Origin of the sequence: Arthrobacter sp. KNU-44, from assembly GCF_051843155.1 — a bacterium.
GTDB lineage: Bacteria > Actinomycetota > Actinomycetes > Actinomycetales > Micrococcaceae > Arthrobacter.
Genome location: NZ_JBPXNG010000002.1, coordinates 3275851 through 3299206, shown reverse-complemented (window position 1 = coordinate 3299206; position 23356 = coordinate 3275851). Strand labels below are relative to the sequence as shown.

General features: G+C 61.7%; 29 protein-coding genes. 1 reads left to right on the top strand and 28 read right to left on the bottom strand.

Annotated features, from left to right (window positions below; all coding sequences use genetic code 11):
* Positions 1-7 precede the first annotated feature (7 nt).
* From map to rpsJ, 23 genes are all read right to left on the bottom strand, one after another.
* Positions 8-835: a type I methionyl aminopeptidase gene (gene map / locus ACSVHC_RS16480; RefSeq protein WP_437771051.1), complete on the bottom strand. Its 828-nt coding sequence runs from the start codon at positions 833-835 to the stop codon at positions 8-10.
* Between the two features lie 225 nt (positions 836-1060).
* Complete coding sequence (locus ACSVHC_RS16475; RefSeq protein WP_437774082.1) at positions 1061-1630, bottom strand: adenylate kinase; 570 nt, start codon at positions 1628-1630, stop codon at positions 1061-1063.
* Positions 1631-1635: 5 nt separating this feature from the next.
* Positions 1636-2946: a preprotein translocase subunit SecY gene (gene secY / locus ACSVHC_RS16470; RefSeq protein ID WP_236812275.1), complete on the bottom strand. Its 1311-nt coding sequence runs from the start codon at positions 2944-2946 to the stop codon at positions 1636-1638.
* A gap of 189 nt (positions 2947-3135) precedes the next feature.
* On the bottom strand, positions 3136-3618 hold the full coding sequence (gene rplO, locus ACSVHC_RS16465) for a 50S ribosomal protein L15 (RefSeq protein WP_059387372.1): 483 nt from the start codon (positions 3616-3618) through the stop codon (positions 3136-3138).
* A complete protein-coding gene (rpmD, locus tag ACSVHC_RS16460; RefSeq protein ID WP_059387371.1) occupies positions 3618-3824 on the bottom strand; it encodes a 50S ribosomal protein L30 in 207 nt (68 codons plus the stop codon). The genes rplO and rpmD overlap by 1 nt, the downstream gene beginning before the upstream one ends.
* A gap of 2 nt (positions 3825-3826) precedes the next feature.
* Positions 3827-4498 (bottom strand): 30S ribosomal protein S5, encoded by a 672-nt coding sequence (rpsE, locus tag ACSVHC_RS16455; RefSeq protein WP_437771052.1) that lies wholly within the window; start codon positions 4496-4498, stop codon positions 3827-3829.
* A gap of 29 nt (positions 4499-4527) precedes the next feature.
* Entirely contained in the window at positions 4528-4911 is a 384-nt protein-coding gene (gene rplR, locus ACSVHC_RS16450; protein ID WP_234749066.1) for a 50S ribosomal protein L18, read from the bottom strand.
* A 3-nt stretch (positions 4912-4914) separates the two neighbouring features.
* A complete protein-coding gene (gene rplF, locus ACSVHC_RS16445) occupies positions 4915-5451 on the bottom strand; it encodes a 50S ribosomal protein L6 (protein WP_437771053.1) in 537 nt (178 codons plus the stop codon).
* A gap of 18 nt (positions 5452-5469) precedes the next feature.
* On the bottom strand, positions 5470-5868 hold the full coding sequence (rpsH, locus tag ACSVHC_RS16440; RefSeq protein ID WP_028265096.1) for a 30S ribosomal protein S8: 399 nt from the start codon (positions 5866-5868) through the stop codon (positions 5470-5472).
* 77 nt (positions 5869-5945) lie between these two features.
* Positions 5946-6524 carry a 50S ribosomal protein L5 gene (rplE, locus tag ACSVHC_RS16435; RefSeq protein WP_059387367.1) on the bottom strand — a complete coding sequence of 193 codons (579 nt, stop codon included), beginning with the start codon at positions 6522-6524 and terminating at the stop codon, positions 5946-5948.
* Positions 6524-6886 (bottom strand): 50S ribosomal protein L24, encoded by a 363-nt coding sequence (gene rplX, locus ACSVHC_RS16430; protein WP_439181132.1) that lies wholly within the window; start codon positions 6884-6886, stop codon positions 6524-6526. The genes rplE and rplX overlap by 1 nt, the downstream gene beginning before the upstream one ends.
* A gap of 3 nt (positions 6887-6889) precedes the next feature.
* Positions 6890-7258, bottom strand: a complete 369-nt coding sequence (gene rplN / locus ACSVHC_RS16425) for a 50S ribosomal protein L14 (protein WP_003803789.1) — start codon at positions 7256-7258, stop codon at positions 6890-6892.
* A 348-nt stretch (positions 7259-7606) separates the two neighbouring features.
* Positions 7607-7906 (bottom strand): 30S ribosomal protein S17, encoded by a 300-nt coding sequence (gene rpsQ / locus ACSVHC_RS16420; RefSeq protein WP_059387365.1) that lies wholly within the window; start codon positions 7904-7906, stop codon positions 7607-7609.
* Positions 7903-8226, bottom strand: coding sequence for a 50S ribosomal protein L29 (rpmC, locus tag ACSVHC_RS16415; RefSeq protein ID WP_059387364.1), 324 nt, complete (start codon positions 8224-8226; stop codon positions 7903-7905). The genes rpsQ and rpmC overlap by 4 nt, the downstream gene beginning before the upstream one ends.
* A 2-nt stretch (positions 8227-8228) precedes the next feature.
* A complete protein-coding gene (gene rplP / locus ACSVHC_RS16410) occupies positions 8229-8645 on the bottom strand; it encodes a 50S ribosomal protein L16 (protein WP_028265101.1) in 417 nt (138 codons plus the stop codon).
* Positions 8646-9482 (bottom strand): 30S ribosomal protein S3, encoded by an 837-nt coding sequence (gene rpsC / locus ACSVHC_RS16405; RefSeq protein WP_028265102.1) that lies wholly within the window; start codon positions 9480-9482, stop codon positions 8646-8648.
* Positions 9483-9848, bottom strand: a complete 366-nt coding sequence (gene rplV, locus ACSVHC_RS16400) for a 50S ribosomal protein L22 (protein WP_028265103.1) — start codon at positions 9846-9848, stop codon at positions 9483-9485.
* 38 nt (positions 9849-9886) lie between these two features.
* Complete coding sequence (rpsS, locus tag ACSVHC_RS16395) at positions 9887-10168, bottom strand: 30S ribosomal protein S19 (RefSeq protein ID WP_018773666.1); 282 nt, start codon at positions 10166-10168, stop codon at positions 9887-9889.
* A 12-nt stretch (positions 10169-10180) separates the two neighbouring features.
* Positions 10181-11020, bottom strand: coding sequence for a 50S ribosomal protein L2 (gene rplB / locus ACSVHC_RS16390; protein WP_028265104.1), 840 nt, complete (start codon positions 11018-11020; stop codon positions 10181-10183).
* 29 nt (positions 11021-11049) lie between these two features.
* Positions 11050-11355, bottom strand: coding sequence for a 50S ribosomal protein L23 (gene rplW, locus ACSVHC_RS16385; protein ID WP_059387362.1), 306 nt, complete (start codon positions 11353-11355; stop codon positions 11050-11052).
* A complete protein-coding gene (gene rplD, locus ACSVHC_RS16380) occupies positions 11352-11969 on the bottom strand; it encodes a 50S ribosomal protein L4 (protein WP_437771055.1) in 618 nt (205 codons plus the stop codon). The genes rplW and rplD overlap by 4 nt, the downstream gene beginning before the upstream one ends.
* Positions 11970-11973: 4 nt before the next feature.
* Entirely contained in the window at positions 11974-12624 is a 651-nt protein-coding gene (gene rplC, locus ACSVHC_RS16375; RefSeq protein WP_059387360.1) for a 50S ribosomal protein L3, read from the bottom strand.
* Between the two features lie 18 nt (positions 12625-12642).
* On the bottom strand, positions 12643-12951 hold the full coding sequence (rpsJ, locus tag ACSVHC_RS16370; RefSeq protein ID WP_038464699.1) for a 30S ribosomal protein S10: 309 nt from the start codon (positions 12949-12951) through the stop codon (positions 12643-12645).
* Between the two features lie 387 nt (positions 12952-13338).
* Between rpsJ and ACSVHC_RS16365 the strand changes: the two genes are divergently transcribed.
* Positions 13339-14766, top strand: a complete 1428-nt coding sequence (locus ACSVHC_RS16365; RefSeq protein ID WP_437771056.1) for a GH1 family beta-glucosidase — start codon at positions 13339-13341, stop codon at positions 14764-14766.
* 33 nt (positions 14767-14799) lie between these two features.
* On the opposite strand, the gene ACSVHC_RS16360 is transcribed toward ACSVHC_RS16365, so the two are convergent.
* The 5 genes from ACSVHC_RS16360 to rpsG all read right to left on the bottom strand — a co-directional run bounded on the left by ACSVHC_RS16360 (position 14800) and on the right by rpsG (position 23355).
* Positions 14800-14925, bottom strand: coding sequence for a hypothetical protein (locus ACSVHC_RS16360; RefSeq protein WP_272909588.1), 126 nt, complete (start codon positions 14923-14925; stop codon positions 14800-14802).
* Positions 14926-14953: 28 nt separating this feature from the next.
* Complete coding sequence (locus tag ACSVHC_RS16355; RefSeq protein WP_437771057.1) at positions 14954-19081, bottom strand: hypothetical protein; 4128 nt, start codon at positions 19079-19081, stop codon at positions 14954-14956.
* A 194-nt stretch (positions 19082-19275) separates the two neighbouring features.
* The gene (gene tuf / locus ACSVHC_RS16350; protein WP_059387357.1) at positions 19276-20466 is read right to left on the bottom strand and encodes an elongation factor Tu; all 1191 of its coding nucleotides are present in this window, start codon (positions 20464-20466) and stop codon (positions 19276-19278) included.
* A 235-nt stretch (positions 20467-20701) separates the two neighbouring features.
* Positions 20702-22816: an elongation factor G gene (fusA, locus tag ACSVHC_RS16345; protein ID WP_437771058.1), complete on the bottom strand. Its 2115-nt coding sequence runs from the start codon at positions 22814-22816 to the stop codon at positions 20702-20704.
* A gap of 68 nt (positions 22817-22884) precedes the next feature.
* On the bottom strand, positions 22885-23355 hold the full coding sequence (gene rpsG, locus ACSVHC_RS16340; RefSeq protein ID WP_059387355.1) for a 30S ribosomal protein S7: 471 nt from the start codon (positions 23353-23355) through the stop codon (positions 22885-22887).
* Position 23356 lies beyond the last annotated feature (1 nt).

Here is a 23356-nt window from a genome sequence, read left to right as displayed (position 1 = left end):
TTGGGCGTCAGGGAATCGGAACGGGCACGACGCCGAGCGGCGCCAGCTGCTCTGCACCGCCGTCGGGCGCGGAAAGCACCCAGATGCCCTTTTCGTGGACGGCAACCGAGTGCTCCCACTGGCACGAACGCTTGCCGTCAGTGGTCACCACGGTCCAGTCGTCGTCGAGGGTTGCTGTTTCAATGCTGCCGCGGACGAGCATTGGTTCGATCGCAAGGCACAGTCCCGGCCTGATCTTCGGGCCGCGGTGCGTGGTGCGGTAGTTCAACACATCCGGGGCCATATGCATCTCGGAGCCGATGCCGTGGCCGACGTAGTCCTCCAGGATGCCGAGCGGTTTCCCCGGTACGGAGGAGACGTAGTCATCCACGGCGTTGCCGATGTCGCCCACGAACTTGCCCTTCGACAAAGCAGCGATTCCACGCCACATGGCGGCCTGGGTGACATCCGAGAGCCGCTGGTCTTCAGGATCCGCCGTCCCGACTATCACGGTGCGTGCGGAGTCGGAGTGCCAACCGTCAACGATCGCTCCGCCATCAATCGAAATGATGTCCCCGTCCTGGAGGACCCGGTCGCCGGGGATGCCGTGGACCACTTCCTCGTTGACGGATGCGCAGATGGTGGCCGGGAAGCCGTGGTACCCGAGGAAGTTCGACTTCGCTCCAGCGTCGATGAGGACCGCGGCGAACACTGCGTCGATCTCACGCGTGGTAACGCCGGGTTTCGCAGCGTCAACGGCTGCGTCGAGCGCTCTGCTGAGGACCAATCCGGCCTCCTGCATCTTGCGCATTTGCTCATTGGTCTTGTATTCGATGCGGGGCTGGCCGAACGCCATGGTCTCCTCTTGTCGTGTGCTGCTTGTGGTGGGCTGCGGAACCAGATCACCCTCGGATCTCTTATTTTCCCGCACCAGCGGTAGTGCCCGAAACCGGAGCCGCGAACGCCCGGAAACGGTCCCGGGTCCCGCACCCCCGGAAGGGGGAACAGAAAAGGGCGTGTCCAGCGTGGGGAGCGGTTCACTCCAGCGCGGGACACACCCTTTTCGACAGTCGTGCGGCGACTAGACTGCCTTGGCCGCCTCGATGGCCAACAGGACGCGATCCGTGACCTCGTCGATGCCGCCAATGCCATCGACCTGGGTCAGGATGCCGCGTTCGGCATACTTGGCCACGACGGCCTCGGTCTGCTCGTGGTAGAGGTCCAGGCGGTGGCGGATGACACCTTCGTTGTCATCCGAGCGCCCGGTCTCCTTGGCGCGGCCCAGCAGGCGTGAAACAAGTTCCTCGTCGTCGGCCGTCAGCTGAAGCACGACGTCGAGCTTCTCTTCCGTGTCGGCGAGGATCTGGTCCAGGTATTCCACCTGGGCGGTGGTGCGCGGGTATCCGTCAAGCAGGAAGCCGTTCTCGACGTCGCTCTCGCTCAGGCGGTCACGGACCATCTTGTTGGTCACGCTGTCCGGAACGAAGTCGCCGGCGTCCATGTACTTCTTGGCTTCGATACCCAGCGGGGTTTCGCCCTTGACGTTTGCCCGGAAGATGTCGCCCGTGGAAATGGGGACTACGCCCAAGCGCCCGGAAATCCGCTCAGCCTGGGTTCCCTTGCCCGAACCCGGGGGTCCAATGATCAGCATTCTCGTCATCGCAAAAGCCCTTCGTAGTGACGTTGTTGTAGCTGCGCATCAATCTGCTTGACGGTTTCCAGGCCCACACCCACCATGATCAGAATTGACGTGCCACCGAACGGGAAGTTCTGGTTGGCGCCGATCAGGACGAGTGCGACCAGCGGAATCAACGCCACGAAGCCCAGGTAAAAGGCGCCGGGGAGGGTGATCCTGGAAAGCACGTACTGCAGGTAGTCCGCGGTCGGTTTACCCGCCCGGATGCCCGGAATGAACCCGCCGTACTTCTTCATGTTGTCCGAGACCTCTTCAGGGTTGAAGGTGATCGCGACGTAGAAGTAGGTGAAGAACACAATCATGACGAAGTACAACGCCATGTAGATGGGGTGGTCGCCCTTGGTGAGGTTGTTGTTGATCCACTCAACCCACGGGGCGATCGACTCTCCGGCCTTCGGCTGGTTGAACTGCGCAATCAGCCCGGGCAGGTAGAGCATGGAGGAAGCAAAGATGACGGGCACGACGCCGGCCATGTTCACCTTGATGGGGATGTAGGTGCTGGTGCCGCCCACGGTGCGCCGGCCGATCATACGCTTGGCGTATTGGACCGGAATGCGCCGCTGGGACTGCTCCACGAAGACTACGAGTGCGACCGTCACGAGGCCGATCGCCAACACGGTGAAGAAGGTGCCCGGTCCCTTGGAGTTCCAGATGGCACCAAGCGAGGTCGGGAAGCCGGCTGCGATGGAGGTGAAGATGAGCAACGACATGCCGTTGCCCACGCCCTTCTCGGTAACGAGTTCGCCCATCCACATGATGAGGCCTGTACCGGCCGTCAAGGTGATGACGACAAGAATCGTGGCGATGATGCTCGTGTCGGGGATGATCGGCAGCTGGCAGTTGGGCAGCAGCTGCCCGGAGCGTGCCAGGGACACCAATGTGGTGGCGTTCAGCAGGCCCAGCGCAATGGTCAGATAACGCGTGTACTGCGTCAGCTTCGACTGGCCCGAGGCGCCTTCGTCATACAGCTCCTGGAACCGCGGAATGACCACGCGGAGCAGCTGCACGATGATGCTGGCCGTGATGTACGGCATGATCCCCAGGGCAAAGATCGAAACCTGCAGCAGTGCACCACCGCTGAACAGGTTGACGAGCTGGTAGAGGCCGCCCTGGTCCTGATTGCTTGACAAACATTGCTGAACATTTTGGTAGCTCACACCAGGCGAGGGGATAAAAGCTCCCAAGCGGAAGATTGTGATGATTCCCAGCGTGAACAACAACTTGCGTCGCAGATCAGGCGTACGAAATGCCCGGCCGAATGCGCTTAGCAAGCGTCCTCCTGAGTTAAAAGTCCAAGGGTGTCGAAAGGGGTCATTGAAACCCAACACCCGAGTCTAACGGTTTGAGGCGCCATGCGAACAATCGAGGGGTGTGCGCCATATGAAAAAACTCCCGGCGCGAGGGGCCGAAGCCCTCCACACCGGGAGTCTTTTCACAGCGGGCGATAGCCCCAATGCCCTTTAGAGGGCAGTGGTGGTTCCGCCTGCTGCTGCGATCTTCTCAGCTGCGCTGGAGGAGAAAGCGTGGGCGGTGACGTCCACCTTGACGGTGATGTCGCCGGTGCCCAGCACCTTGACGGGCTGGTTCTTGCGAACGGCACCCTTCTCAACCAGGGACTCGACGGTGACAGCGCCACCTTCCGGGAACAGCTCGTTGAGCTTGTCCAGGTTTACAACCTGGAACTCGACCCGGAACGGGTTCTTGAAGCCGCGAAGCTTCGGCAGGCGCATGTGCAGCGGCAACTGGCCGCCGGCAAAGCCAGCCTTGACCTGGTAGCGGGCCTTCGTACCCTTGGTACCGCGACCGGCGGTCTTACCCTTGGAGCCTTCACCACGACCAACACGGGTCTTGGCAGTCTTGGCACCGGGGGCGGGACGCAGGTGGTGGACCTTCAGAGTGTTCTGCTTGTCGGCAGCCTCTGCGGCGGTTTTGTTCTCAGCCATTACTTCGCCTCCTCTACATTCACGAGGTGCGGAACCGTGTTGAGCATTCCAACGGTTACGGCATCAGCGGTACGGACAACGGTGTGTCCGATGCGCTTGAGGCCGAGGGACCGCAGGGTCTCACGCTGGTTCTGCTTGGCGCCGATGACGCCCTTGATCTGGGTGATCTCCAACTGAGCGTCGGAGGGAGTCAGGTTCTTAGCCATGACTAGACACCTGCCTTTTGGTTCAGGAGTGCGCGCACCAGAGCTGCAGGAGCAACCTCGTCCAGCGGCAGGCCACGGCGGGCTGCCACGGAAGCGGGCTCTTCCAGTCGCTTCAGGGCGTCAACAGTCGCGTGAACGATGTTGATGGCGTTCGAGGAACCGAGCGACTTGGAGAGAACGTCGTGGATACCGACGCATTCCAGTACCGCGCGGACCGGACCACCAGCGATAACACCGGTACCCGGGGAAGCCGGACGCAGCATGACAACGCCTGCTGCGGCCTCACCCTGCACGCGGTGCGGGATGGTGCTGCCAACGCGGGGAACGCGGAAGAAGGACTTCTTGGCCTCTTCAACGCCCTTTGCGATAGCTGCCGGAACTTCCTTGGCCTTGCCGTAGCCAACGCCAACCAGGCCGTTGCCGTCACCGACGACGACGAGGGCGGTGAAGCTGAAGCGACGACCACCCTTGACGACCTTGGCAACACGGTTGATGGTTACAACGCGCTCTACGAACTGGCTCTTCTCGGCCTCGCGACCGCCGTCGCGGCCACCACGGCCACCACGGTCGCCGCGGCCCTGGCCACGGTCACCACGCTCGCCACGACGGCCGCCGCGGCGGTCGTCGGTGGCAGCAGCAGTCTCAGTTGCCTCAGCAGCTGCAGCTTCAGTCACCTGAATGTCCTTATCGTTATTCTCAACGGTCACAGTGCCAACCCACCTTCACGTGCGCCGTCAGCGACGGCGGCGATCCGGCCGTGGTACTTGTTACCACCGCGGTCGAAGACAACAGCTTCGATGCCTGCAGCCTTGGCACGCCCGGCAACGAGCTCGCCGACGCGCTTGGCCTTGGCAGTCTTGTCGCCGTCGAATGCACGAAGGTCAGCTTCCAAAGTGGAAGCGTAAGCCACGGTTACACCCTTGCTGTCATCGACAACCTGGACGAAGATGTGGCGTGCGGAGCGGTTGACGACCAGACGAGGACGAGCAGCCGTACCGGTGATGCGCTTGCGGATACGAAGCTGGCGACGGCTGCGTGCAGCAGACTTGCTCTTGTTCGACCGCTTCTTGTTAATTGCGATGGCCATGGTTTACTTACCAGCCTTTCCGACCTTGCGGCGGATAACTTCGCCGGCGTAACGGACACCCTTGCCCTTGTAGGGGTCAGGCTTGCGCAGCTTGCGAATGTTGGCAGCAACCTCGCCGACCTGCTGCTTGGAGATACCAGCGACGGAGAGCTTGGTCGGCCCCTCCACCGTGAAGGTGATGCCCTCGGGAGCGGCGACATTCACCGGGTGGCTGAAGCCGAGAGCGAACTCAAGGTCAGAACCCTTGGCCTGAACGCGGTAACCGGTACCAACGATTTCAAGCTTCTTTTCGTAGCCCTTGGTGACGCCCTCGATCATGTTGGCGATCAGGGTGCGGGTCAGGCCGTGCAGGGAACGCGAAGTGCGCTCGTCGTTCGGGCGGGTGACAGTCAAGGTGCTTTCGTCCAGGGTGACCTCGATCGGGCTGGCTACAGTGTGGCTCAGCTCGCCTTTGGTGCCCTTGACATTGATGACAGAGCCATCAACCTTAACTTCAACGCCGGCAGGAACGGTGATGGGGAGACGTCCAATACGTGACATTATTCTCTTCCTTTCCCGTTACCAGACGTACGCGAGGACTTCGCCGCCCACGCCCTTCTTGCCGGCCTGCTTGTCAGTCAGGAGGCCGGAAGAGGTGGACAGGATTGCGATACCCAGGCCACCCAGCACGTGAGGCAGGTTGGTGGACTTCGCGTAAACGCGGAGACCAGGCTTGGAAATGCGGCGGACACCAGCAATCGAACGCTCGCGGTTCGGACCGAACTTGAGGTCGATGGTCAGCTTCTTGCCGACTTCGGCTTCCTCTTCCTTCCAGGCAGCAATGTAGCCTTCTGCCTTCAGGATGTCGGCAACGCGTGCCTTGAGCTTGCTGTACGGCATGCTCACAGTGTCGTGGTATGCCGAGTTGGCGTTGCGCAGACGCGTAAGCATGTCTGCGACAGGATCTGTCATAGTCATTGTGGGCTCTTGCCCTTCCTCGTAATGGTTTCCGCGTTGGCTACAAAGGAGCCGCGGCCGGACCTACTACGTAGTTATTAGTCTTCGGATTTAAACGGGAAGCCAAGTGCCTTGAGCAGCGCACGGCCTTCGTCATCGGTCTTTGCAGTGGTGACAACCGTGATGTCCATACCGCGAACGCGGTCGATGGAGTCCTGGTCGATTTCGTGGAACATAACCTGCTCGGTCAGACCGAAGGTGTAGTTGCCGTTGCCGTCGAACTGCTTGCCGTTGAGGCCGCGGAAGTCGCGGATACGGGGCAGGGCGAGGGTCACGAGGCGGTCCACGAATTCCCACATACGGTCCCCACGCAGAGTTGCGTGTGCACCGATGGGCATGCCTTCGCGCAGCTTGAACTGTGCGATGGACTTGCGGGCCTTGGTTACCTGCGGCTTCTGGCCGGTGATCAGGGTGAGGTCGCGGACAGCGCCGTCGATCAGCTTGGAGTCCTTGGCGGCATCTCCAACACCCATGTTCACAACAACCTTCACCAGGCGGGGAACCTGGTTCACGTTCTCGTACTTGAATTCCTCAACCAAGGTCTGCTTGATGGAATCGGCGTACTTCGTCTTCAGACGCGGAACGATCTTCGCTGGGGTCTCGAGAGTCTCAGTCATTAGATGTCCTTCCCGGAGGCCTTGGACACGCGGACACGGACGGTCTTGGAGACGCCGTCCTTGTCAACGGTCTCGAGACGGAAACCAACGCGGGTCGGCTTCTTGGTCGAGGGGTCAACAAGAGCAACGTTGGAGACGTGGATCGGGGCCTCTACGACCTCGATGCCACCGGTCTTGGTGCCGCGCTGCGACTGACCGACCTTGGCGTGCTTGGTGACTCGGTTGATGCCTTCTACCAGGACGCGGTTGGTCTCGGTGAACACGCGCAGAACCTTGCCCTGCTTGCCACGGTCGCCGCCACGTTCCTGCTTGGCGCCGGTGATGACCTGAACCAGGTCACCCTTCTTGATCTTTGCACCCATGGGTTACAGCACCTCCGGAGCCAGCGAAACGATCTTCATGAACTTCTTGTCACGGAGTTCACGACCAACCGGGCCGAAGATACGGGTACCGCGGGGGTCGCCGTCGTTCTTCAGAATCACAGCTGCGTTCTCGTCAAACTTGATGTAGGAACCATCCGCACGGCGGCGTTCCTTCTTGGTACGAACGATGACAGCCTTGACGACGTCACCCTTCTTTACGTTGCCGCCCGGGATAGCGTCCTTGACGGTTGCGACAATGACGTCGCCAATGCCTGCGTAGCGACGGCCGGATCCACCGAGAACGCGAATGGTAAGGATTTCCTTAGCACCCGTGTTGTCGGCGACCTTCAGTCGCGACTCCTGCTGAATCAATTTTTACTCCTTGCGTCGCGCCGGTTCTCAGACCGAAATGGAGCATACGGAATGAGCCTTGCGGAACGGTTGATCGGGGTGTCTCTTGACCTGCCTGGATTTTGCCAGAGCAGGCCTAAACTCCCGTGCCGCCAGCATCAGCTTCCCTTGCGGAAATAACTGCGCGGGGCAGTATGCCGCGGCACGATTGTTTACGAGGTGGTTGTTGACGCACAAGTGGCGCCATACAAACTCAATATCCTAGCACGTTTTATGCTAAGGACCGAAACGCGGAAAGGCCCGCATTCCTTCCGGAATACGGGCCTTCCCACCAATCCATATCGCTGCCGGACAAAGTCCGGCGCGGGATTACTTAGCCTTTTCGAGGATCTCGACCAGGCGCCACCGCTTTGTAGCGGACAGCGGGCGGGTCTCAGAGATCAGAACGAGGTCGCCGATGCCGGCGGTGTTCTGCTCGTCGTGAGCCTTGATCTTCGAGGTGCGGCGAATGACCTTGCCGTACAGAGCGTGCTTCACGCGGTCTTCGACCTGAACAACGATGGTCTTTTCCATCTTGTCAGAGACAACGTAGCCGCGACGCGTCTTACGGTAACCGCGCTGTTCAGCGCTGGCTGCTGCTTCCGTCACAGTTTCCTTCTGTTCGCTCACTTGGCGTCCTCTCCAGCCTCGGCTTCGGCCTTTTCAGCCTTGGCTTCTGCCTTCTTGGACTTCTTTTCTTCCTTGGCTTCCACAACCGGTGCGGCAACCTCGGCACGAATGCCCAGCTCGCGCTCACGGAGAACGGTGTAGATGCGTGCGATGTCCTTCTTTACCGCGCGCAGACGACCGTGGTTCTCCAGCTGTCCGGTGGCGGACTGGAAACGCAGGTTGAACAGCTCTTCCTTGGACTTGCGGAGTTCTTCAACGAGACGCTCGTTGTCGAAACCGTCCAGCTGTGCGGGTGCGAGATCCTTCGACCCTACTGCCATTTCTATTCACCACCTTCGCGACGCACAATGCGTGCCTTCAACGGCAGCTTGTGGATTGCCAGGCGCAGTGCCTCGCGAGCTACCTCTTCATTGACACCGGCGAGCTCGAAGAGAACGCGGCCCGGCTTGACGTTTGCGACCCACCATTCCGGAGAACCCTTACCGGAACCCATGCGGGTTTCGGCCGGCTTCTTCGTCAGCGGGCGGTCCGGATAAATGTTGATCCAGACCTTGCCGCCACGCTTGATGTGGCGGGTCATCGCGATACGGGCAGACTCGATCTGACGGTTCGTGACGTAGGCCGGGCTCAGCGCCTGGATGCCGTACTCACCGAAAGTGACCTTGGTGCCGCCCGTTGCAGCGCCGGAACGACCCGGGTGGTGCTGCTTACGGTGCTTGACTCGACGTGGGATAAGCATTTAAGCCTGTCCTCCTTCTGCTGCGGGAGCAGCAGCTTCAGCTGCCGGAGCCTCTGCAGCAACAGGTGCTGCGTCAGCTGCCGGACGGTCGGTACGACGGCGGCGGTCACCACGGTCTGCGCCACCCGGGCGGCCCGGACGGTCGCTCGGACCGCGGCCGCGGGACGGAGCAGCAGCTGCCTGCTGAGCCAGTTCCTTGGCGGTGACGTCGCCCTTGTAGATCCAGACCTTCACACCGATGCGGCCGAAGGTGGTCTTGGCCTCGTAGAAGCCGTAGTCGATGTTCGCACGCAGGGTGTGCAGGGGCACACGGCCTTCGCGGTAGAACTCCGAGCGGGACATTTCTGCGCCACCCAGTCGACCGGAGCAAGCGATACGGATACCCTTGGCACCCGCACGCTGTGCGGACTGCATGGCCTTCTTCATCGCACGGCGGAAAGCCACGCGGGAAGTCAGCTGCTCAGCAACGCCCTGGGCAACAAGCTGTGCTTCCATCTCGGGGTTCTTGACCTCGAGGATGTTCAGCTGGACCTGCTTGCCGGTGAGCTTTTCGAGCTCGCCGCGAATGCGGTCTGCTTCTGCGCCGCGGCGGCCGATGACGATACCCGGACGAGCCGTGTGGATGTCCACGCGGACACGGTCACGGGTGCGCTCGATTTCGACCTTGGCGATACCAGCGCGCTCCATGCCCGTGGACATGAGCTGGCGGATGCGGATGTCTTCGCGAACGAAGTCCTTGTACCGCTGGCCAGCCTTGGTGCTGTCAGCAAACCAGTGCGATACGTGATCGGTGGTGATGCCGAGTCGGAACCCGTGCGGGTTAACTTTCTGTCCCACTTAGCGAGCCTCCTCTTTCTCCGGGGTAGCGACTACCACGGTGATGTGGCTCGTGCGCTTCTTGATCTGAAATGCGCGACCCTGAGCACGCGGCTGGAACCGCTTCATGGTCGGGCCTTCATCAACAAACGCTTCGCTGATGTAGAGGTCTCCCTCGTCAAAGGCAACGCCGTCGCGGTCCGCGAGGACCCGTGCGTTTGCCATTGCCGACTGAACTACCTTGAATACCGGCTCCGAAGCTGCCTGTTCGGCGAACTTCAGAATTGCCAGAGCCTCATTCGCTTGCTTACCACGAACAAGGTTGACGACGCGCCGGGCCTTCATAGGCGTTACGCGGATGTGACGCGCAATAGCCTTGGCTTCCATTGCTTTCCTTCTCTCGTCTTAGCCGTAGAGCCAGCGCCTTAGCGGCGCTTGCCCTTACGGTCGTCCTTGACATGGCCGCGGAATGTCCGCGTGGGAGCGAATTCGCCGAGCTTGTGCCCGACCATCGACTCAGTGACAAACACCGGAATGTGCTTGCGTCCGTCGTGAACGGCAATCGTGTGACCCAGCATGTCCGGGACGATCATCGAACGGCGGGACCAGGTCTTGATGACGTTCTTGGTGCCCTTTTCGTTTTCCCTGGCGACCTTCACAAAGAGGTGCTGGTCTACGAAAGGACCTTTTTTCAGGCTGCGTGGCATGTGTCCAGGCTCCTATCGCTTGTTCTTGCCAGTACGGCGGCGACGAACAATAAGCTTGTCGCTCTCTTTGTTGGGGCGGCGGGTGCGGCCTTCACGCTTACCGTTCGGGTTGACCGGGTGACGTCCACCGGAAGTCTTACCTTCACCACCACCGTGCGGGTGATCGACCGGGTTCATGGCGACACCACGGACGGTCGGGCGAACGCCCTTCCAGCGCATACGGCCGGCCTTACCCCAGTTGATGTTCGACTGCTCGGCGTTGCCGACCTCGCCGACGGTTGCGCGGCAGCGCACGTCAACGTTGCGGATTTCACCGGAGGGCAGACGCAGCTGGGCGAAACGGCCTTCCTTGGCGACGAGCTGAACCGAAGCACCTGCGGAACGGGCCATCTTAGCGCCGCCACCCGGACGCAGTTCAACTGCGTGGATGGTGGTACCAACCGGGATGTTGCGCAGCGGCAGGTTGTTGCCCGGCTTGATGTCAGCGTCGGGGCCAGCCTCGACGAAGTCACCCTGGGACAGCTTGTTCGGGGCGATGATGTAACGCTTGGTGCCATCAACGTAGTGCAGGAGGGCGATGCGAGCCGTGCGGTTCGGATCGTACTCGATTTCGGCAACGCGGGCGTTGACGCCGTCTTTGTCGTGGCGACGGAAGTCGATCAGACGGTACTGGCGCTTGTGGCCACCACCCTTGTGACGGGTAGTGATCTTACCGGTGTTGTTACGGCCGCCAGTCTTGTGCAGCGGACGCAGCAACGACTTTTCCGGAGTCGATCGCGTGATTTCGGAGAAGTCGGCTACGCTCGAGCCGCGACGGCCCGGGGTAGTCGGCTTGTATTTACGGATTCCCATAATTCATTTCCTCGTTAAAGTGGTCTCCGCTACGCGAGCGGACCGCCGAAGATGTCGATTGTGCCTTCTTTGAGGGTCACAATTGCACGCTTGGTGCTCTTGCGCTGTCCCCAGCCGAATTTGGTGCGCTTGCGCTTACCGGCACGGTTGATGGTGTTGATCGATTCGACCTTGACGGAGAAAATCTTCTCCACGGCCAGCTTGATCTCGGTCTTGTTCGAGCGGGGGTCCACCAGGAAGGTGTACTTGCCCTCATCGATCAGGCCGTAGCTCTTTTCCGAAACGACGGGTGCAATGACGACGTCGCGCGGGTCTTTGATGGTGGCTGCACTCACTTGGCATCCTCCTCGTTCTTTGCCTTGTCAGCGATGAAAGCCTCGAACGCAGCCTTGGTGAAGACAACGTCGTCGGAAACCAGCACGTCGTAGGTGTTCAGCTGGTCTGCGTACAGAACGTGAACATCCGTGAGGTTGCGCACGGAAAGTGCAGCAACATCGTTGGCGCGCTCGATAACAACGAGCAGGTTCCGGCGCTCGGAAACTGCACGCAACGCGGCCAGTGCTTCCTTGGAGGACGGCTTGGGGCCGGCGACCAGTTCAGCAAGGACGTGGATGCGGCCGTTACGGGCGCGGTCGGACAGGGCGCCACGCAGTGCGGCAGCCTTCATCTTCTTGGGGGTCCGCTGGCTGTAGTCACGCGGAGTCGGGCCGTGGACAACGCCACCACCGGTCATGTGAGGAGCACGGATGGAACCCTGACGGGCGCGGCCGGTACCCTTCTGCTTGAACGGCTTGCGGCCTGCACCGGAAACTTCGGCGCGGGTCTTGGTCTTGTGGGTACCCTGGCGAGCAGCAGCGAGCTGTGCGACGACGACCTGGTGCAGCAGCGGCACGTTGGTCTGGACGTCGAAGATCTCTGCAGGCAGGTCTACCTTGACAGTGCTAGTCATTTAACTAGGCTCCCTTCACGGCGGTGCGTACGAGGACGACCTGGCCGCGGGCGCCGGGGACGGCACCCTTGATAAGGAGCAGCGACTTCTCGGCGTCAACAGCGTGAACCGTGAGGTTCAGCGTGGTGTGACGTTCTGCGCCCATGCGACCGGCCATTTTCAGACCCTTGAAGACGCGGCTCGGGGTGGATGCGCCACCGATGGAACCGGGCTTGCGGTGGTTCTTGTGCGCACCGTGGGAGGCTCCAACACCGTGGAAGCCGTGACGCTTCATAACACCGGCGAAGCCCTTACCCTTGCTGGTGCCGACGACGTCGATCTTCTGACCGGCTTCGAAGAGCTCAACAGAAAGCTCCTGGCCCAGTTCGTAAGACGCGGCGTCTGCAGTGCGCAGTTCGACGACGTGGCGGCGAGGAGTTACGCCAGCCTTTTCAAAGTGACCAGCCAGCGGCTTGGTGACCTTGCGGGGATCGATCTGGCCGTAGCCGATCTGAACGGCGACATAGCCATCAGTCTCTGCATTGCGCAGCTGAGTGATGACGTTGGAGTCAGCCTGGACGACAGTTACCGGGATGAGCTTGTTGTTCTCGTCCCAGACCTGGGTCATGCCGAGCTTCGTGCCCAGCAGGCCCTTTACATTACGGGTTGCGGTCATAGTTTTCTCAGCACCTCCCTACAGCTTGATTTCGATGTTCACGTCGGCCGGCAGGTCGAGACGCATAAGCGAGTCAACAGCCTTCGGCGTGGGGTCGATGATGTCGATCAGACGCTTGTGAGTACGCATTTCAAAGTGCTCACGGCTGTCCTTGTACTTGTGGGGAGAGCGGATCACGCAGTAGATGTTCTTCTCCGTCGGCAGCGGCACGGGGCCCACTACCGTTGCGCCTGCGCGCGTGACCGTCTCAACGATCTTCCGCGCTGAAACATCAATGACCTCGTGGTCATATGACTTCAGCCGGATGCGGATTTTTTGTCCCGCCATGTCGCCTGACTCTCTTTCAGTCTGTGCTGCCCTCGAATAAAGGCTGCCCTGTTCACTTACGTGTTGTATGTGGCTGCCGAAGCATTTGAAGTAGTACTACCACCCGCCGCACAAGCTGAATCCGGAGGGATCCGGGTTCCTCAACTTGCCGGTGTAACCGACCCCCGCGGTCGGGCGTGTCGCGATTTCCACGCAAACGCGTCCGACTTCCTTGGGGATCTGGGTTATGTTTGGGCTTCAGCTTGGACCCTGACACCCGGCATTATCCGGATCGGGACGCGAAGAAGCGCTTGAACAACTCACCTAGTATGCCGGAATTCCCCGGCATAAGCCAATCGGGCCTCGCGGACCATTGCCATCGGCTCCCGCGCTCGGGATGATGGGGTCATGACTGTCCAAGATTCTGCCACGGTGGGGGATCTTGCAGGCCGCATCCGGCCGGACTTCACCTTGGGCGTCGCTGCGGCAGCCTTCCAGATCGAGGGCTCGCTCTCAGCGGACGGGCGCGGACCGTCAAGCTGGGATGCATTTGCCGAGAAACCAGGCGCGATCGTCGACGGGCACTCCCCCGCAGTAGCCTGCGACCACTATAACCGGACGGACGAGGACATTGCCCTCATGCAGGATCTGGGCGTGGATTCCTACCGGTTCTCGCTCTCCTGGCCCCGGATCCAACCCGGCGGCAAGGGCCCCATCAACGAACAAGGCCTGGACTTCTACGACCGTCTGATCGACAAGCTCCTGAAGGCCGGGGTCTCGCCCATGGTGACCCTGTTCCATTGGGATACTCCCCTGCCGTTAGAGCACGACGGCGGCTGGCTGAACCGGGCGACGGCGGAACGGTTCGCCGAATACTCCGCTGCGGCCGCGCACCGCTTCGGTGACCGCGTGGCGCAATGGGTCACCCTGAACGAACCCGTTTCGGTCGCGTTGCAAGGTTATGCGCTCGGTGTCCACGCTCCCGGCAGGCGGTTGCTTTTCGATGCCTTGCCGGCCGCCCACCACCAGTTGTTGGGGCACGGCCTTGCTGTCCAGGCCCTGCGCGCTGCCGGCGTGGCGGGAACTGTCGGCGTAGCCAACGTCCATTCGCCAGTCCGGCCCGCAAGCAAGCGGCTTGCAGACGGTCTGATGGCCAAGGCCTTCGACCTCATCTTCAACCGGGTCTATGCCGATCCCATCCTCTTGGGGCGGTACCCGAAACCGCCACTACAGGTAAGGCCCTGGTTCCGGGCCTTGGGCAAGGTCCGCGACGAGGATCTCAAGACCATCCACCAGCCGTTGGATTTCTACGGCTTGAATTACTACTACCCCATCAAGGTGGCCTCGGGCCGCGGCGACGGAAGCGGACCCAGCAGCAACCCGGACATGATGGCCAAGCTGCCGTTCCATCTGGCGGCCTTCCCGGAATACGAAACGACGGGATTTGGGTGGCCTGTGGCTCCCGAACACCTCGGAATCCTGCTGCGGGAGCTGAAAGACCGCTACGGGGCAGCGCTGCCTCCCCTGTTCATCACGGAGAGCGGCGCGAGCTTCCCGGAACCGGACCACACCCCGGGTCCGGTGCACGACGCCGATCGCATCAGCTACCTTGCTTCGCACCTTGGCCAGGCCTTGAGGGCCACGTCCTCCGGCGGGATCGCCCACGACGTCGAACTTCTGGGCTACTACGTCTGGACGTTGCTGGACAACTTCGAATGGGCCGCCGGGTATTCACAGCGATTCGGGCTGGTGCACGTCGACTTCGACACCCTCGAAAGAACCCCCAAAGACTCGTACTACTGGTACCAGTCCTTGAGCAAGGCACGCAGGAGCTGATTCGAGCCCCTTTTGTGGACCGATCGTGCTAAATCAATCTTTCCTGTTGGCCCGATTGATCCGCTTGGCGCGCTCGATCTCGCGGCGGAAGTATTTCCTTCCCCACATCACGCCAGCCACCACCACAACCACAACAACCAGAAAAATGAGCCATCCCATTCCGCATTCCTCCTTTGAGGCAACGCTATCAGGGCGCGGTCCTGTTCAGGCGCCAGACGGCAAGGACGATCAGCGCCAAGGCGATCACGGCGAGCATCGCGAAGGCGTAGGAACGAAGGGCCCACATAACACTGAGGACAACGCCCGCGGCACCCCACCATACAAACATGCGCTCGGCGAGGACCAGTCCGGCAAGCAGTAGCATCGCGTATCCGATGAGGACCCACAGTTGCTGTGGCACAGTGCCCGTGAAGACGCTGCCTGGCACTATCGAGAGGAGGCCCCCGAGGGACAATAGGCCTGAGGCGAGGCCCAACCTGATACGCCCCTCCAGCTGGTTCCCCGCGTAGTAGCGCAGCCCTGCCAAAACGGCGCCGAGGACCGTGAACCACTGCACCACCCAAAAGAGCTCTGGCCTGGTTCCATGGACGAAGAGAACCGCCCGCTGAGCAGCGGCAAGCACCAGCACCGCACCCAGCTCGGCGACAGCGAATCTGATGGCCCGGGGTGCCTCTAGGAAAGCCACGGCCACCGCAGCGCCGAGCAAGCAAGTTCCTGCCAGAGCGATGTCATCGTGCAGTAGGCCTGCAGCTCCGGCCAGGGCGAATCCCCCTCCTGCCGCTACTGCGAGCGACAACTTGCGCACGGGCTGCGACCCCACCCCCGGAATCCGGGACCACCGGACAGCGTAAAGAACAGCGGCCGTTCCTGCGCAGCCCAGGAGCCACGGCAGGAAATCCTCCCAGTGAGCCCCGGCCTGGCCAACAATCGGAGCCCTTTCCAAGACAGAAGAGGCGAAGACTGTAGCCCCGACGAGGCTCGCGGCGGAGGCAAGAGGATAGAAGCCGGGCATTCCCTCGACGTGCGAGGCCACGAAGCACACTACAGCCAATACCAGTCCCGCCATTCCCGTGGCGGTGTCCGACACGTCCACTGACAGCGCCCCACCGGCGCCGGTGAAAGCCAGCGCCGCCACCAACCAGAACCAACGTTCAGGGACGCCGTTTACCGGCTGGACGAGTAGCCTCACAACAGTCACCAAGAGTGACATCGCGAGCAGCACCAGGGGCACCGCCAACTGGCTGAGGAGAGGTGCGGCAAGCCACGTCCCGGAAGGGAAGGACGCCTCGGGTCCGGCTGCCGCCACCGCCGCGATCGACGCCGGAATGGTGAAATACACAGCGCCTCGGGCGGTAAAGATCCGGTTCGCGACAACGGCGGAAACCAACAACACGGCCAGCTCAAGCAACAGGACCCAGCGGCCGCCGTCGTGGGCTTCCGGCTGAACCACAGACGAAAGGTACGTCGCCGGCAGCACGGCCTGCGCGCTGAGCGTCACCCACACTGCTGCCTGCTGGAAGGGAATCTGCTGCAATCGGTTCCGCATGAACCAACGGATGATGTGCTGGAGTACCAGGACGGCCGCGAAAGTCAGCGACACCACCGTGGCGGACGCCGATAGGTCATGGGCAAAAACCGCGGCAACGGCGGCCGTGAGAAACCTGGCGGCGATGAAGTAAATGCCCTTCGCAGTGCGCCCGGGAGCCGCGGCCACCATGACCGCGCCGAATACGGCGAAGATGGCGAGCAACGCCTCGACTTCGTGAATGTGTGCACCGCGAAGCAACAGCAAGAGCGCCAACGTCGCCGGCGCGAAGACCGCAGACGCGCCCTCCGAGCGAATCATGAACCCCGCCACCACAGCCGACACCGCCATGATGATTGAGATCGCTACCGCCTGCCAGCTTCCGGCCGCGGAGCTGTCGAAGTAGCTCCCGGAAATGCTCACGACGGCGGCGGCGCCGGCCATGAAAGGCAGCACCACGGCAACGTCGAGTGCAGCGAGACCTCGATCAGGGCCGCGCAACGCCTCGGCAAGCGGCGGAATCAGTTGGAGTGCCAATGCCACGAAGACCACGGTGGCAAGCTGAAGCCTCTCCCCCGCCACCACCAGGCCGCCTCCGTCCCGGAGCAACTGCAGATAGGCTGTGCCGGCGAGCACGGTGACGAGCGCACGGGCGGCCCACCAATAGCGGCGGCGGTGCAGGGCGCGGGGAAGGCGGAGCGCCTGAACGGCGAAGTAGACCACGCCAATGAGCAACACAACGTTTCCCAACGCCACGGACACCGCCCCGAAGGAAAACGCCCCAGCCCAGGCAAAGGATGCCGGCGCGAGGAACTCAACCACCCTTCCGCGCAAGGTAGCTCTTACGGCTTTCGGGAACAGCGCCCAGCCAAGCAACGCGACGGCGAGGACATGAATCACGACGGCCGATACTGTCAGGGGCTGGCGGGGCGCTTGCTCGAACAACACAACCAAAGGCATCCCTGCCATGCCGGCACCGGCAAAGGCTGCGAGGCAGGCGGTCGGCGCGAAGGTCCTGACGCCGGAACGGATCAGCGCGCCTTCCACCAGCAACTGGAACGTCGTTGCGGCAAGAAACGCCAGGACGACCGCGGCAATGCGGTCGGAATTCTCCGGCAATATCCCCGCTGTCATTGCCGGGACGCTGAGAGTGAGCGCAATCCGCCCCGCCAAGACAAACACCCTGCGCTTGGGCTCCGTTGGCCTGCTTGCCCGCAACAGCCAGAACGCGCCGGCGATAGCCAATAGGGCCGCCGTCGGCCACCCGCCCAGCTCATCGGCAAACGGAGCAGCCACCGCAATGGCTGTCACAGGGAGCCATTCGGCCGGCCCTCCCAGCTTCCACGCCAGGACCAGACTGCACAGGAGGGTCGCGAACAACGGAATCCCCAAGGGCGTCTCGGAATGCCGGACCAGGATGGCGAAGGCCGCCATGAAGGCGGCGGCCAATTGAAGGCCGAAGCACACCACGGCATCAATCCAGCAGCGCCGGATTGCCTGGGATGTGCCCGGTCCCGGGAACCAACGGACGTGCCGGCGGCTGTCGAATGCCGACCACAGGGCCTGCAGTGCAAAGAGAGCGGCCGCGGCGAGCAGCACTTCCGGCAGCCCAAGCCCTGCGTCGGCCAGGGCCACGAGGAAAGCCACGGTGAATGAGAGCCTCGCCGCGTAGAACTGTGGGAGCCGGAACACGCTCTGGGGAATGGCTGCCATCACGGCGAAATACAGTCCACACGCCATCATGATCATGGCGTACTCACCCTTCCCCAGATGCTCGGGCACGAAGCTGGCGGCAAGTGCAACGAACGGCACGACATAAGGGTGGAGGGACATCAAAGGCCGGACATAGACCGGCGGAAGCCAGCGCGGTCTCCGCATGGCCATCAGGGTCAGGACCGCGGCGAACCCGATCAGGGACGCGAAATACCAGACGAGGGCGCCGCCGAGCATGGATACACCGGACCAAGCCGCGGAGACCACAAAGCTCAACGACAGGAAGGCGAGAACCCTGTTGTCGAGTCGCACCGCGGCGACAACATAGGCCACTGTCCCAACGACGGACGTGACCAGCCAGGCGGCCGGGCCATTGTGCAGCGCGAAGTTGTACATCGCCAAACCCGTCACAGGGATCAAGGCAAGGCCCGTTCCCGCAAAGGCGATCGCGGCGGGCCGCAGCCTGGGAGCCCTCGCGTGGAGGATGAAACCCCCCGCGTAGAAGGCAGCAGTGATGGTCCAGACGCCGGCAAAGCGGAGGACAGACGGGAGGCTGGTGCCAATGAACAGTGCCGAAGCTGCGACCAGTAGAAGGCTCGCCACATACAGCGTGACGTTGATGTTCTGCCGATCCCGTTTCAGCTTCCGGGCCGCTTGCTCCTCCCGCAGCGCCTCCGGCGGGATCCGGGCTGCTTGCGGATGGATGGGGAGTGGACCGGGCTTGACTGGAACGGGCCAAACCGGGGCGGCCTGGGCTGGGGTGGCTTGAACTGGAGTAGTCCGAACCGGGACCGTCTGGACGGAAGCAGGTGCGAACGTTTGACCGCGTTCCGCGCCTGGCGGGCGGGAATCCCCTTCCTTCGCGGGAGGCCCCCCGCGGTGAGCCTCGGCGTCGCGCCATCCTGCCAGGTGACCAGCCAGATAGCCTAAGCGATACTGCCGGACAGAATCGTCAGCAAGCCGTTGGGCGGCCCTTGCGGCAAGCGATCGCCCTTTCGATTTCCCTGTGGAGTATGCCACCAAAGCGGTGACGAAGACGACAAGCAGTACGAGGACGGTGCCAAAGAAGCCAGACATTCCTGCTCTCCTGTCCAGGGGCGACGAAGCCACACGGGCTGTGGATTCGCAAGGCACGGATCCACTGTCACCATTAATCCATTCGATCGATAAACTATAGCAAAGAAGAACCCCGCCACGATAGTGACGGGGTTCTTATTTGGTTTGCTACCGGTCGCCAGGCGCCCGGTCCTCCACCGATCTACAAGTAGAAACTACTTGATGATCTTGGTGACACGTCCCGAACCAACGGTGCGGCCACCTTCACGGATTGCGAAGCCGAGGCCCTCTTCCATAGCGATCGGCTGGATGAGCTCAACGGTCATCTCAGTGTTGTCGCCAGGCATAACCATTTCCGTGCCTTCCGGCAGGGTGATAACGCCGGTTACGTCCGTGGTACGGAAGTAGAACTGCGGGCGGTAGTTCGAGTAGAACGGGTTGTGACGTCCGCCTTCGTCCTTGGAAAGGATGTAGACGTTGGCCTCGAAGTCGGTGTGCGGGGTGATGGAACCCGGCTTGACGACAACCTGGCCACGCTCGACGTCGTCGCGCTTCAGACCGCGGAGCAGGAGGCCACAGTTCTCGCCGGCCCATGCTTCGTCGAGCTGCTTGTGGAACATCTCGATACCGGTAACGGTGGTCTTCTGGACCGGACGGATACCAACGATTTCAACTTCAGAGTTGATCGCGAGGGTACCGCGCTCGGCGCGACCCGTAACAACGGTGCCACGACCGGTGATCGTGAAGACGTCTTCGATCGGCATCAGGAACGGCTTGTCGCGGTCACGAACGGGGTCCGGAACCGAGTTGTCGACAGCTTCCATGAGGTCCTCGACGGACTTGACCCAAACCGGGTCGCCTTCGAGTGCCTTGAGGCCGGAAACGCGTACAACCGGAGCGTCGTCGCCATCGAAGCCCTGAGCGCTGAGCAGCTCGCGAACTTCCATTTCAACGAGGTCGAGAAGCTCTTCGTCGTCGACCATGTCGGACTTGTTCAGCGCGACCAGCAGGTAGGGAACACCAACCTGGCGGGCGAGCAGGACGTGCTCGCGGGTCTGAGCCATCGGACCGTCAGTGGCGGCAACCACGAGGATCGCACCGTCCATCTGTGCAGCACCGGTGATCATGTTCTTGATGTAGTCAGCGTGACCCGGAGCGTCTACGTGTGCGTAGTGGCGCTTCTCGGTCTGGTACTCAACGTGGGAGATGTTGATGGTAATACCACGCTGGCGCTCTTCCGGAGCAGAGTCAATCGACGCGAAGTCGCGCTGCTCGTTGAGAGTGGGGTACTTGTCGTACAGCACCTTGGAAATGGCGGCAGTCAGCGTCGTCTTACCGTGGTCAACGTGACCAATGGTGCCGATGTTGACGTGCGGCTTAGTCCGCTCGAACTTTGCCTTTGCCACAGGTTCCTCCTAGAACGATTTCAAGTGAGTTGCTCCTCGGCCGCGCTTTTCGCGGCAGAAACTCCAGCAAGTCTACTTGGGGGCTTTGGATTTGGTGAAATTGCAGATTCAGGGACCATTATCGGCACCTGGAGTCTGTTCGCGCAGGGACCGGACTGCGGCCTGGGCTACAGCCCGGCGCCTGCGCTGAATGCTTTCCCGGAACGGGCCAACATCCTGGTTTATCCGTCGGTGATTACTCGCCGCGGTTCTTCTGGATGATCTCGTCGGCAACTGCCTTCGGGACCTCGGCGTAGCTGTTGAACGTCATGGAGTACACAGCACGGCCCTGGGTCTTCGAACGCAGGTCACCGATGTAGCCGAACATGCCGGACAGCGGAACGTGCGCGCGGATCACCTTGACGCCGGCGGCATCTTCCATGGACTGCATCTGGCCACGGCGGGAGTTCAGGTCACCGATTACTTCACCCATGTATTCCTCAGGGGTGCGGACCTCAACATCCATCAGCGGTTCGAGCAGAACCGGGTTCGCCTTGCGTGCGGCTTCCTTGAAAGCCATACGGCCGGCGATCTTGAACGCCATTTCCGAGGAGTCAACATCGTGGTACGCGCCGTCAATCAGCGTGGCCTTGATGCCGACAACCGGGTAGCCGGCCAGAACGCCGTCGTTGAGTGCATCCTGGATGCCCGCGTCAACGGACGGGATGTACTCGCGGGGCACGCGGCCACCGGTGACCTTGTTCTCGAACGCGTAGAGCTCGCCGTCGGCGGTGTCCATCGGCTCGATGGCGATCTGGATCTTTGCGAACTGACCCGAACCACCGGTCTGCTTCTTGTGCGTGTAGTCGTGACGCTCTACAGCGCGCTTGATGGTTTCGCGGTAAGCAACCTGCGGCTTGCCGACGTTCGCCTCGACCTTGAATTCGCGACGCATGCGGTCCACCAGGATGTCCAGGTGGAGCTCGCCCATGCCGGCGATGATGGTCTGACCGGTGTCCTCGTTGAGGGAGACCTGGAAGGTCGGGTCCTCAGCAGAGAGCTTCTGGATGGCCGTGGAGAGCTTCTCCTGGTCACCCTTGGTGTTCGGCTCGATGGCAACCGAGATCACGGGCTCCGGGAAGCTCATGGACTCGAGGACGATCTGGTTGTTCGCGTCGCACAGGGTGTCGCCCGTGGTGGTGTCCTTCAGACCGATCGCTGCGTAGATGTGGCCGGCGGTAGCGCCTTCAACAGGCATTTCCTTGTTGGCGTGCATCTGGAACAGCTTGCCGATGCGCTCCTTCTTGCCCTTGGTGGAGTTGACCACCTGTGCGCCTGCTTCCACGTGACCGGAGTACACGCGGATGAAGGTGAGCTGGCCGAAGAACGGGTGCGCGGCAATCTTGAACGCGAGGGCCGAGAACGGCTCTTCGGAAGAAGGCTTGCGGGTGAGCTCCTTCTCTTCGTCGCGCGGGTCGTGACCGACCATGGGCGGGACGTCGAGCGGGTTCGGCAGGAAGTCGACAACAGCATCCAGCATCGGCTGTACGCCGCGGTTCTTGAACGCAGAACCACAGAGAACCGGGTAGAGCTCGGAGTTGATGGTCATCTTGCGGATGCCGGCCTTGAGCTCCTCGACAGTGAGTTCTTCACCTTCGAGGTACTTCTCCATGAGTTCTTCGGAAGCCTCGGCAACAGTCTCAACGAGCTGTGCACGGTACTCCTCAGCCTTGGCCTGGAGATCAGCGGGGATCTCCTGGACCTCGTACTTGGCACCCATGGTGACGTCACCCTTGGCATCGCCCGGCCACACCAGGGCGCGCATCTCAAGGAGATCCACAACGCCGATGAAGTCGTTCTCTGCACCGATCGGCAGCTGGAGGACCAGCGGCTTGGCACCGAGGCGGCTGATGATGGTGTCTACGGTGAAGTAGAAGTCAGCGCCGAGCTTGTCCATCTTGTTGACGAAGCAGATACGCGGCACGTTGTACTTGTCGGCCTGGCGCCAAACAGTCTCGGACTGCGGCTCGACGCCTTCCTTGCCATCGAAGACAGCAACGGCACCGTCGAGGACGCGCAGCGAGCGCTCGACCTCAACCGTGAAGTCCACGTGGCCCGGGGTGTCGATGATGTTGATCTGGTTCTTGTCCCAGAAGCAGGTCACGGCGGCAGACGTGATGGTGATGCCGCGTTCCTTTTCCTGTTCCATCCAGTCGGTCGTCGAAGCGCCGTCGTGCGTTTCGCCGATCTTGTGGTTCACACCCGTGTAGAACAGGATGCGCTCGGTGGTGGTGGTCTTGCCGGCATCGATGTGGGCCATGATGCCGATGTTGCGGACCTTGCTAAGGTCGGTAAGCACGTCCTGTGCCACGGTGTCTCCCTTTCGGATGGACTACACGTTCGCCGCCAGCTCAGGGAGCCGGCGGCGTACGGGAAGTTTTACCAGCGGTAGTGTGCGAAGGCCTTGTTCGACTCGGCCATCTTGTGGGTGTCTTCGCGACGCTTCACAGCGGCACCGAGACCGTTGGACGCATCCAGGATTTCGTTCTGGAGGCGCTCGGTCATCGTCTTCTCGCGGCGGGCCTTGGAGTAGCCAACCAGCCAACGGAGAGCGAGGGCGGTGGAGCGGCCCGGCTTGACCTCAACGGGAACCTGGTAGGTTGCGCCACCGACACGGCGGGAGCGGACCTCGAGGGAAGGCTTGACGTTGTCCATGGCCTTCTTGAGGGCGGCGACGGGGTCGCCACCGGACTTGGCGCGTGCACCTTCGAGTGCGCCGTAAACGATGCGCTCTGCGGTGGACTTCTTGCCGTCGATCAGAACCTTGTTGATCAGCTGCGTGACCAACGGGGAACCGTAAACGGGATCGGAAACTAGCGGCCGCTTCGGGGCCGGACCCTTGCGAGGCATA

Excerpts from the sequence above, each read along its gene's own strand:
- ACSVHC_RS16355 (WP_437771057.1), bottom strand. The coding sequence starts at position 19,081 with ATGTCTGGCTTCTTTGGCACCGTCCTCGTACTGCTTGTCGTCTTCGTC.
- rplC (WP_059387360.1), bottom strand. The coding sequence starts at position 12,624 with ATGACCGCAACCCGTAATGTAAAGGGCCTGCTGGGCACGAAGCTCGGC.
- rplR (WP_234749066.1), bottom strand. The coding sequence starts at position 4,911 with ATGGCCATCGCAATTAACAAGAAGCGGTCGAACAAGAGCAAGTCTGCT.
- rplB (WP_028265104.1), bottom strand. The coding sequence starts at position 11,020 with ATGGGAATCCGTAAATACAAGCCGACTACCCCGGGCCGTCGCGGCTCG.
- rpsH (WP_028265096.1), bottom strand. The coding sequence starts at position 5,868 with ATGACTATGACAGATCCTGTCGCAGACATGCTTACGCGTCTGCGCAAC.
- rpsS (WP_018773666.1), bottom strand. The coding sequence starts at position 10,168 with ATGCCACGCAGCCTGAAAAAAGGTCCTTTCGTAGACCAGCACCTCTTT.
- rplD (WP_437771055.1), bottom strand. The coding sequence starts at position 11,969 with ATGACTAGCACTGTCAAGGTAGACCTGCCTGCAGAGATCTTCGACGTC.
- rplE (WP_059387367.1), bottom strand. The coding sequence starts at position 6,524 with ATGACTGAGACTCTCGAGACCCCAGCGAAGATCGTTCCGCGTCTGAAG.
- map (WP_437771051.1), bottom strand. The coding sequence starts at position 835 with ATGGCGTTCGGCCAGCCCCGCATCGAATACAAGACCAATGAGCAAATG.
- rplF (WP_437771053.1), bottom strand. The coding sequence starts at position 5,451 with ATGTCACGTATTGGACGTCTCCCCATCACCGTTCCTGCCGGCGTTGAA.
- rpmD (WP_059387371.1), bottom strand. The coding sequence starts at position 3,824 with ATGGCTAAGAACCTGACTCCCTCCGACGCTCAGTTGGAGATCACCCAG.
- rplX (WP_439181132.1), bottom strand. The coding sequence starts at position 6,886 with ATGGGTGCAAAGATCAAGAAGGGTGACCTGGTTCAGGTCATCACCGGC.
- ACSVHC_RS16360 (WP_272909588.1), bottom strand. The coding sequence starts at position 14,925 with ATGGGATGGCTCATTTTTCTGGTTGTTGTGGTTGTGGTGGTGGCTGGC.
- rpsJ (WP_038464699.1), bottom strand. The coding sequence starts at position 12,951 with ATGGCGGGACAAAAAATCCGCATCCGGCTGAAGTCATATGACCACGAG.
- ACSVHC_RS16475 (WP_437774082.1), bottom strand. The coding sequence starts at position 1,630 with ATGCTGATCATTGGACCCCCGGGTTCGGGCAAGGGAACCCAGGCTGAG.
- rpmC (WP_059387364.1), bottom strand. The coding sequence starts at position 8,226 with ATGGCAGTAGGGTCGAAGGATCTCGCACCCGCACAGCTGGACGGTTTC.
- rplO (WP_059387372.1), bottom strand. The coding sequence starts at position 3,618 with ATGGCTGAGAACAAAACCGCCGCAGAGGCTGCCGACAAGCAGAACACT.
- rplP (WP_028265101.1), bottom strand. The coding sequence starts at position 8,645 with ATGCTTATCCCACGTCGAGTCAAGCACCGTAAGCAGCACCACCCGGGT.
- rpsG (WP_059387355.1), bottom strand. The coding sequence starts at position 23,355 with ATGCCTCGCAAGGGTCCGGCCCCGAAGCGGCCGCTAGTTTCCGATCCC.
- rplV (WP_028265103.1), bottom strand. The coding sequence starts at position 9,848 with ATGGAAGCCAAGGCTATTGCGCGTCACATCCGCGTAACGCCTATGAAG.
- ACSVHC_RS16365 (WP_437771056.1), top strand. The coding sequence starts at position 13,339 with ATGACTGTCCAAGATTCTGCCACGGTGGGGGATCTTGCAGGCCGCATC.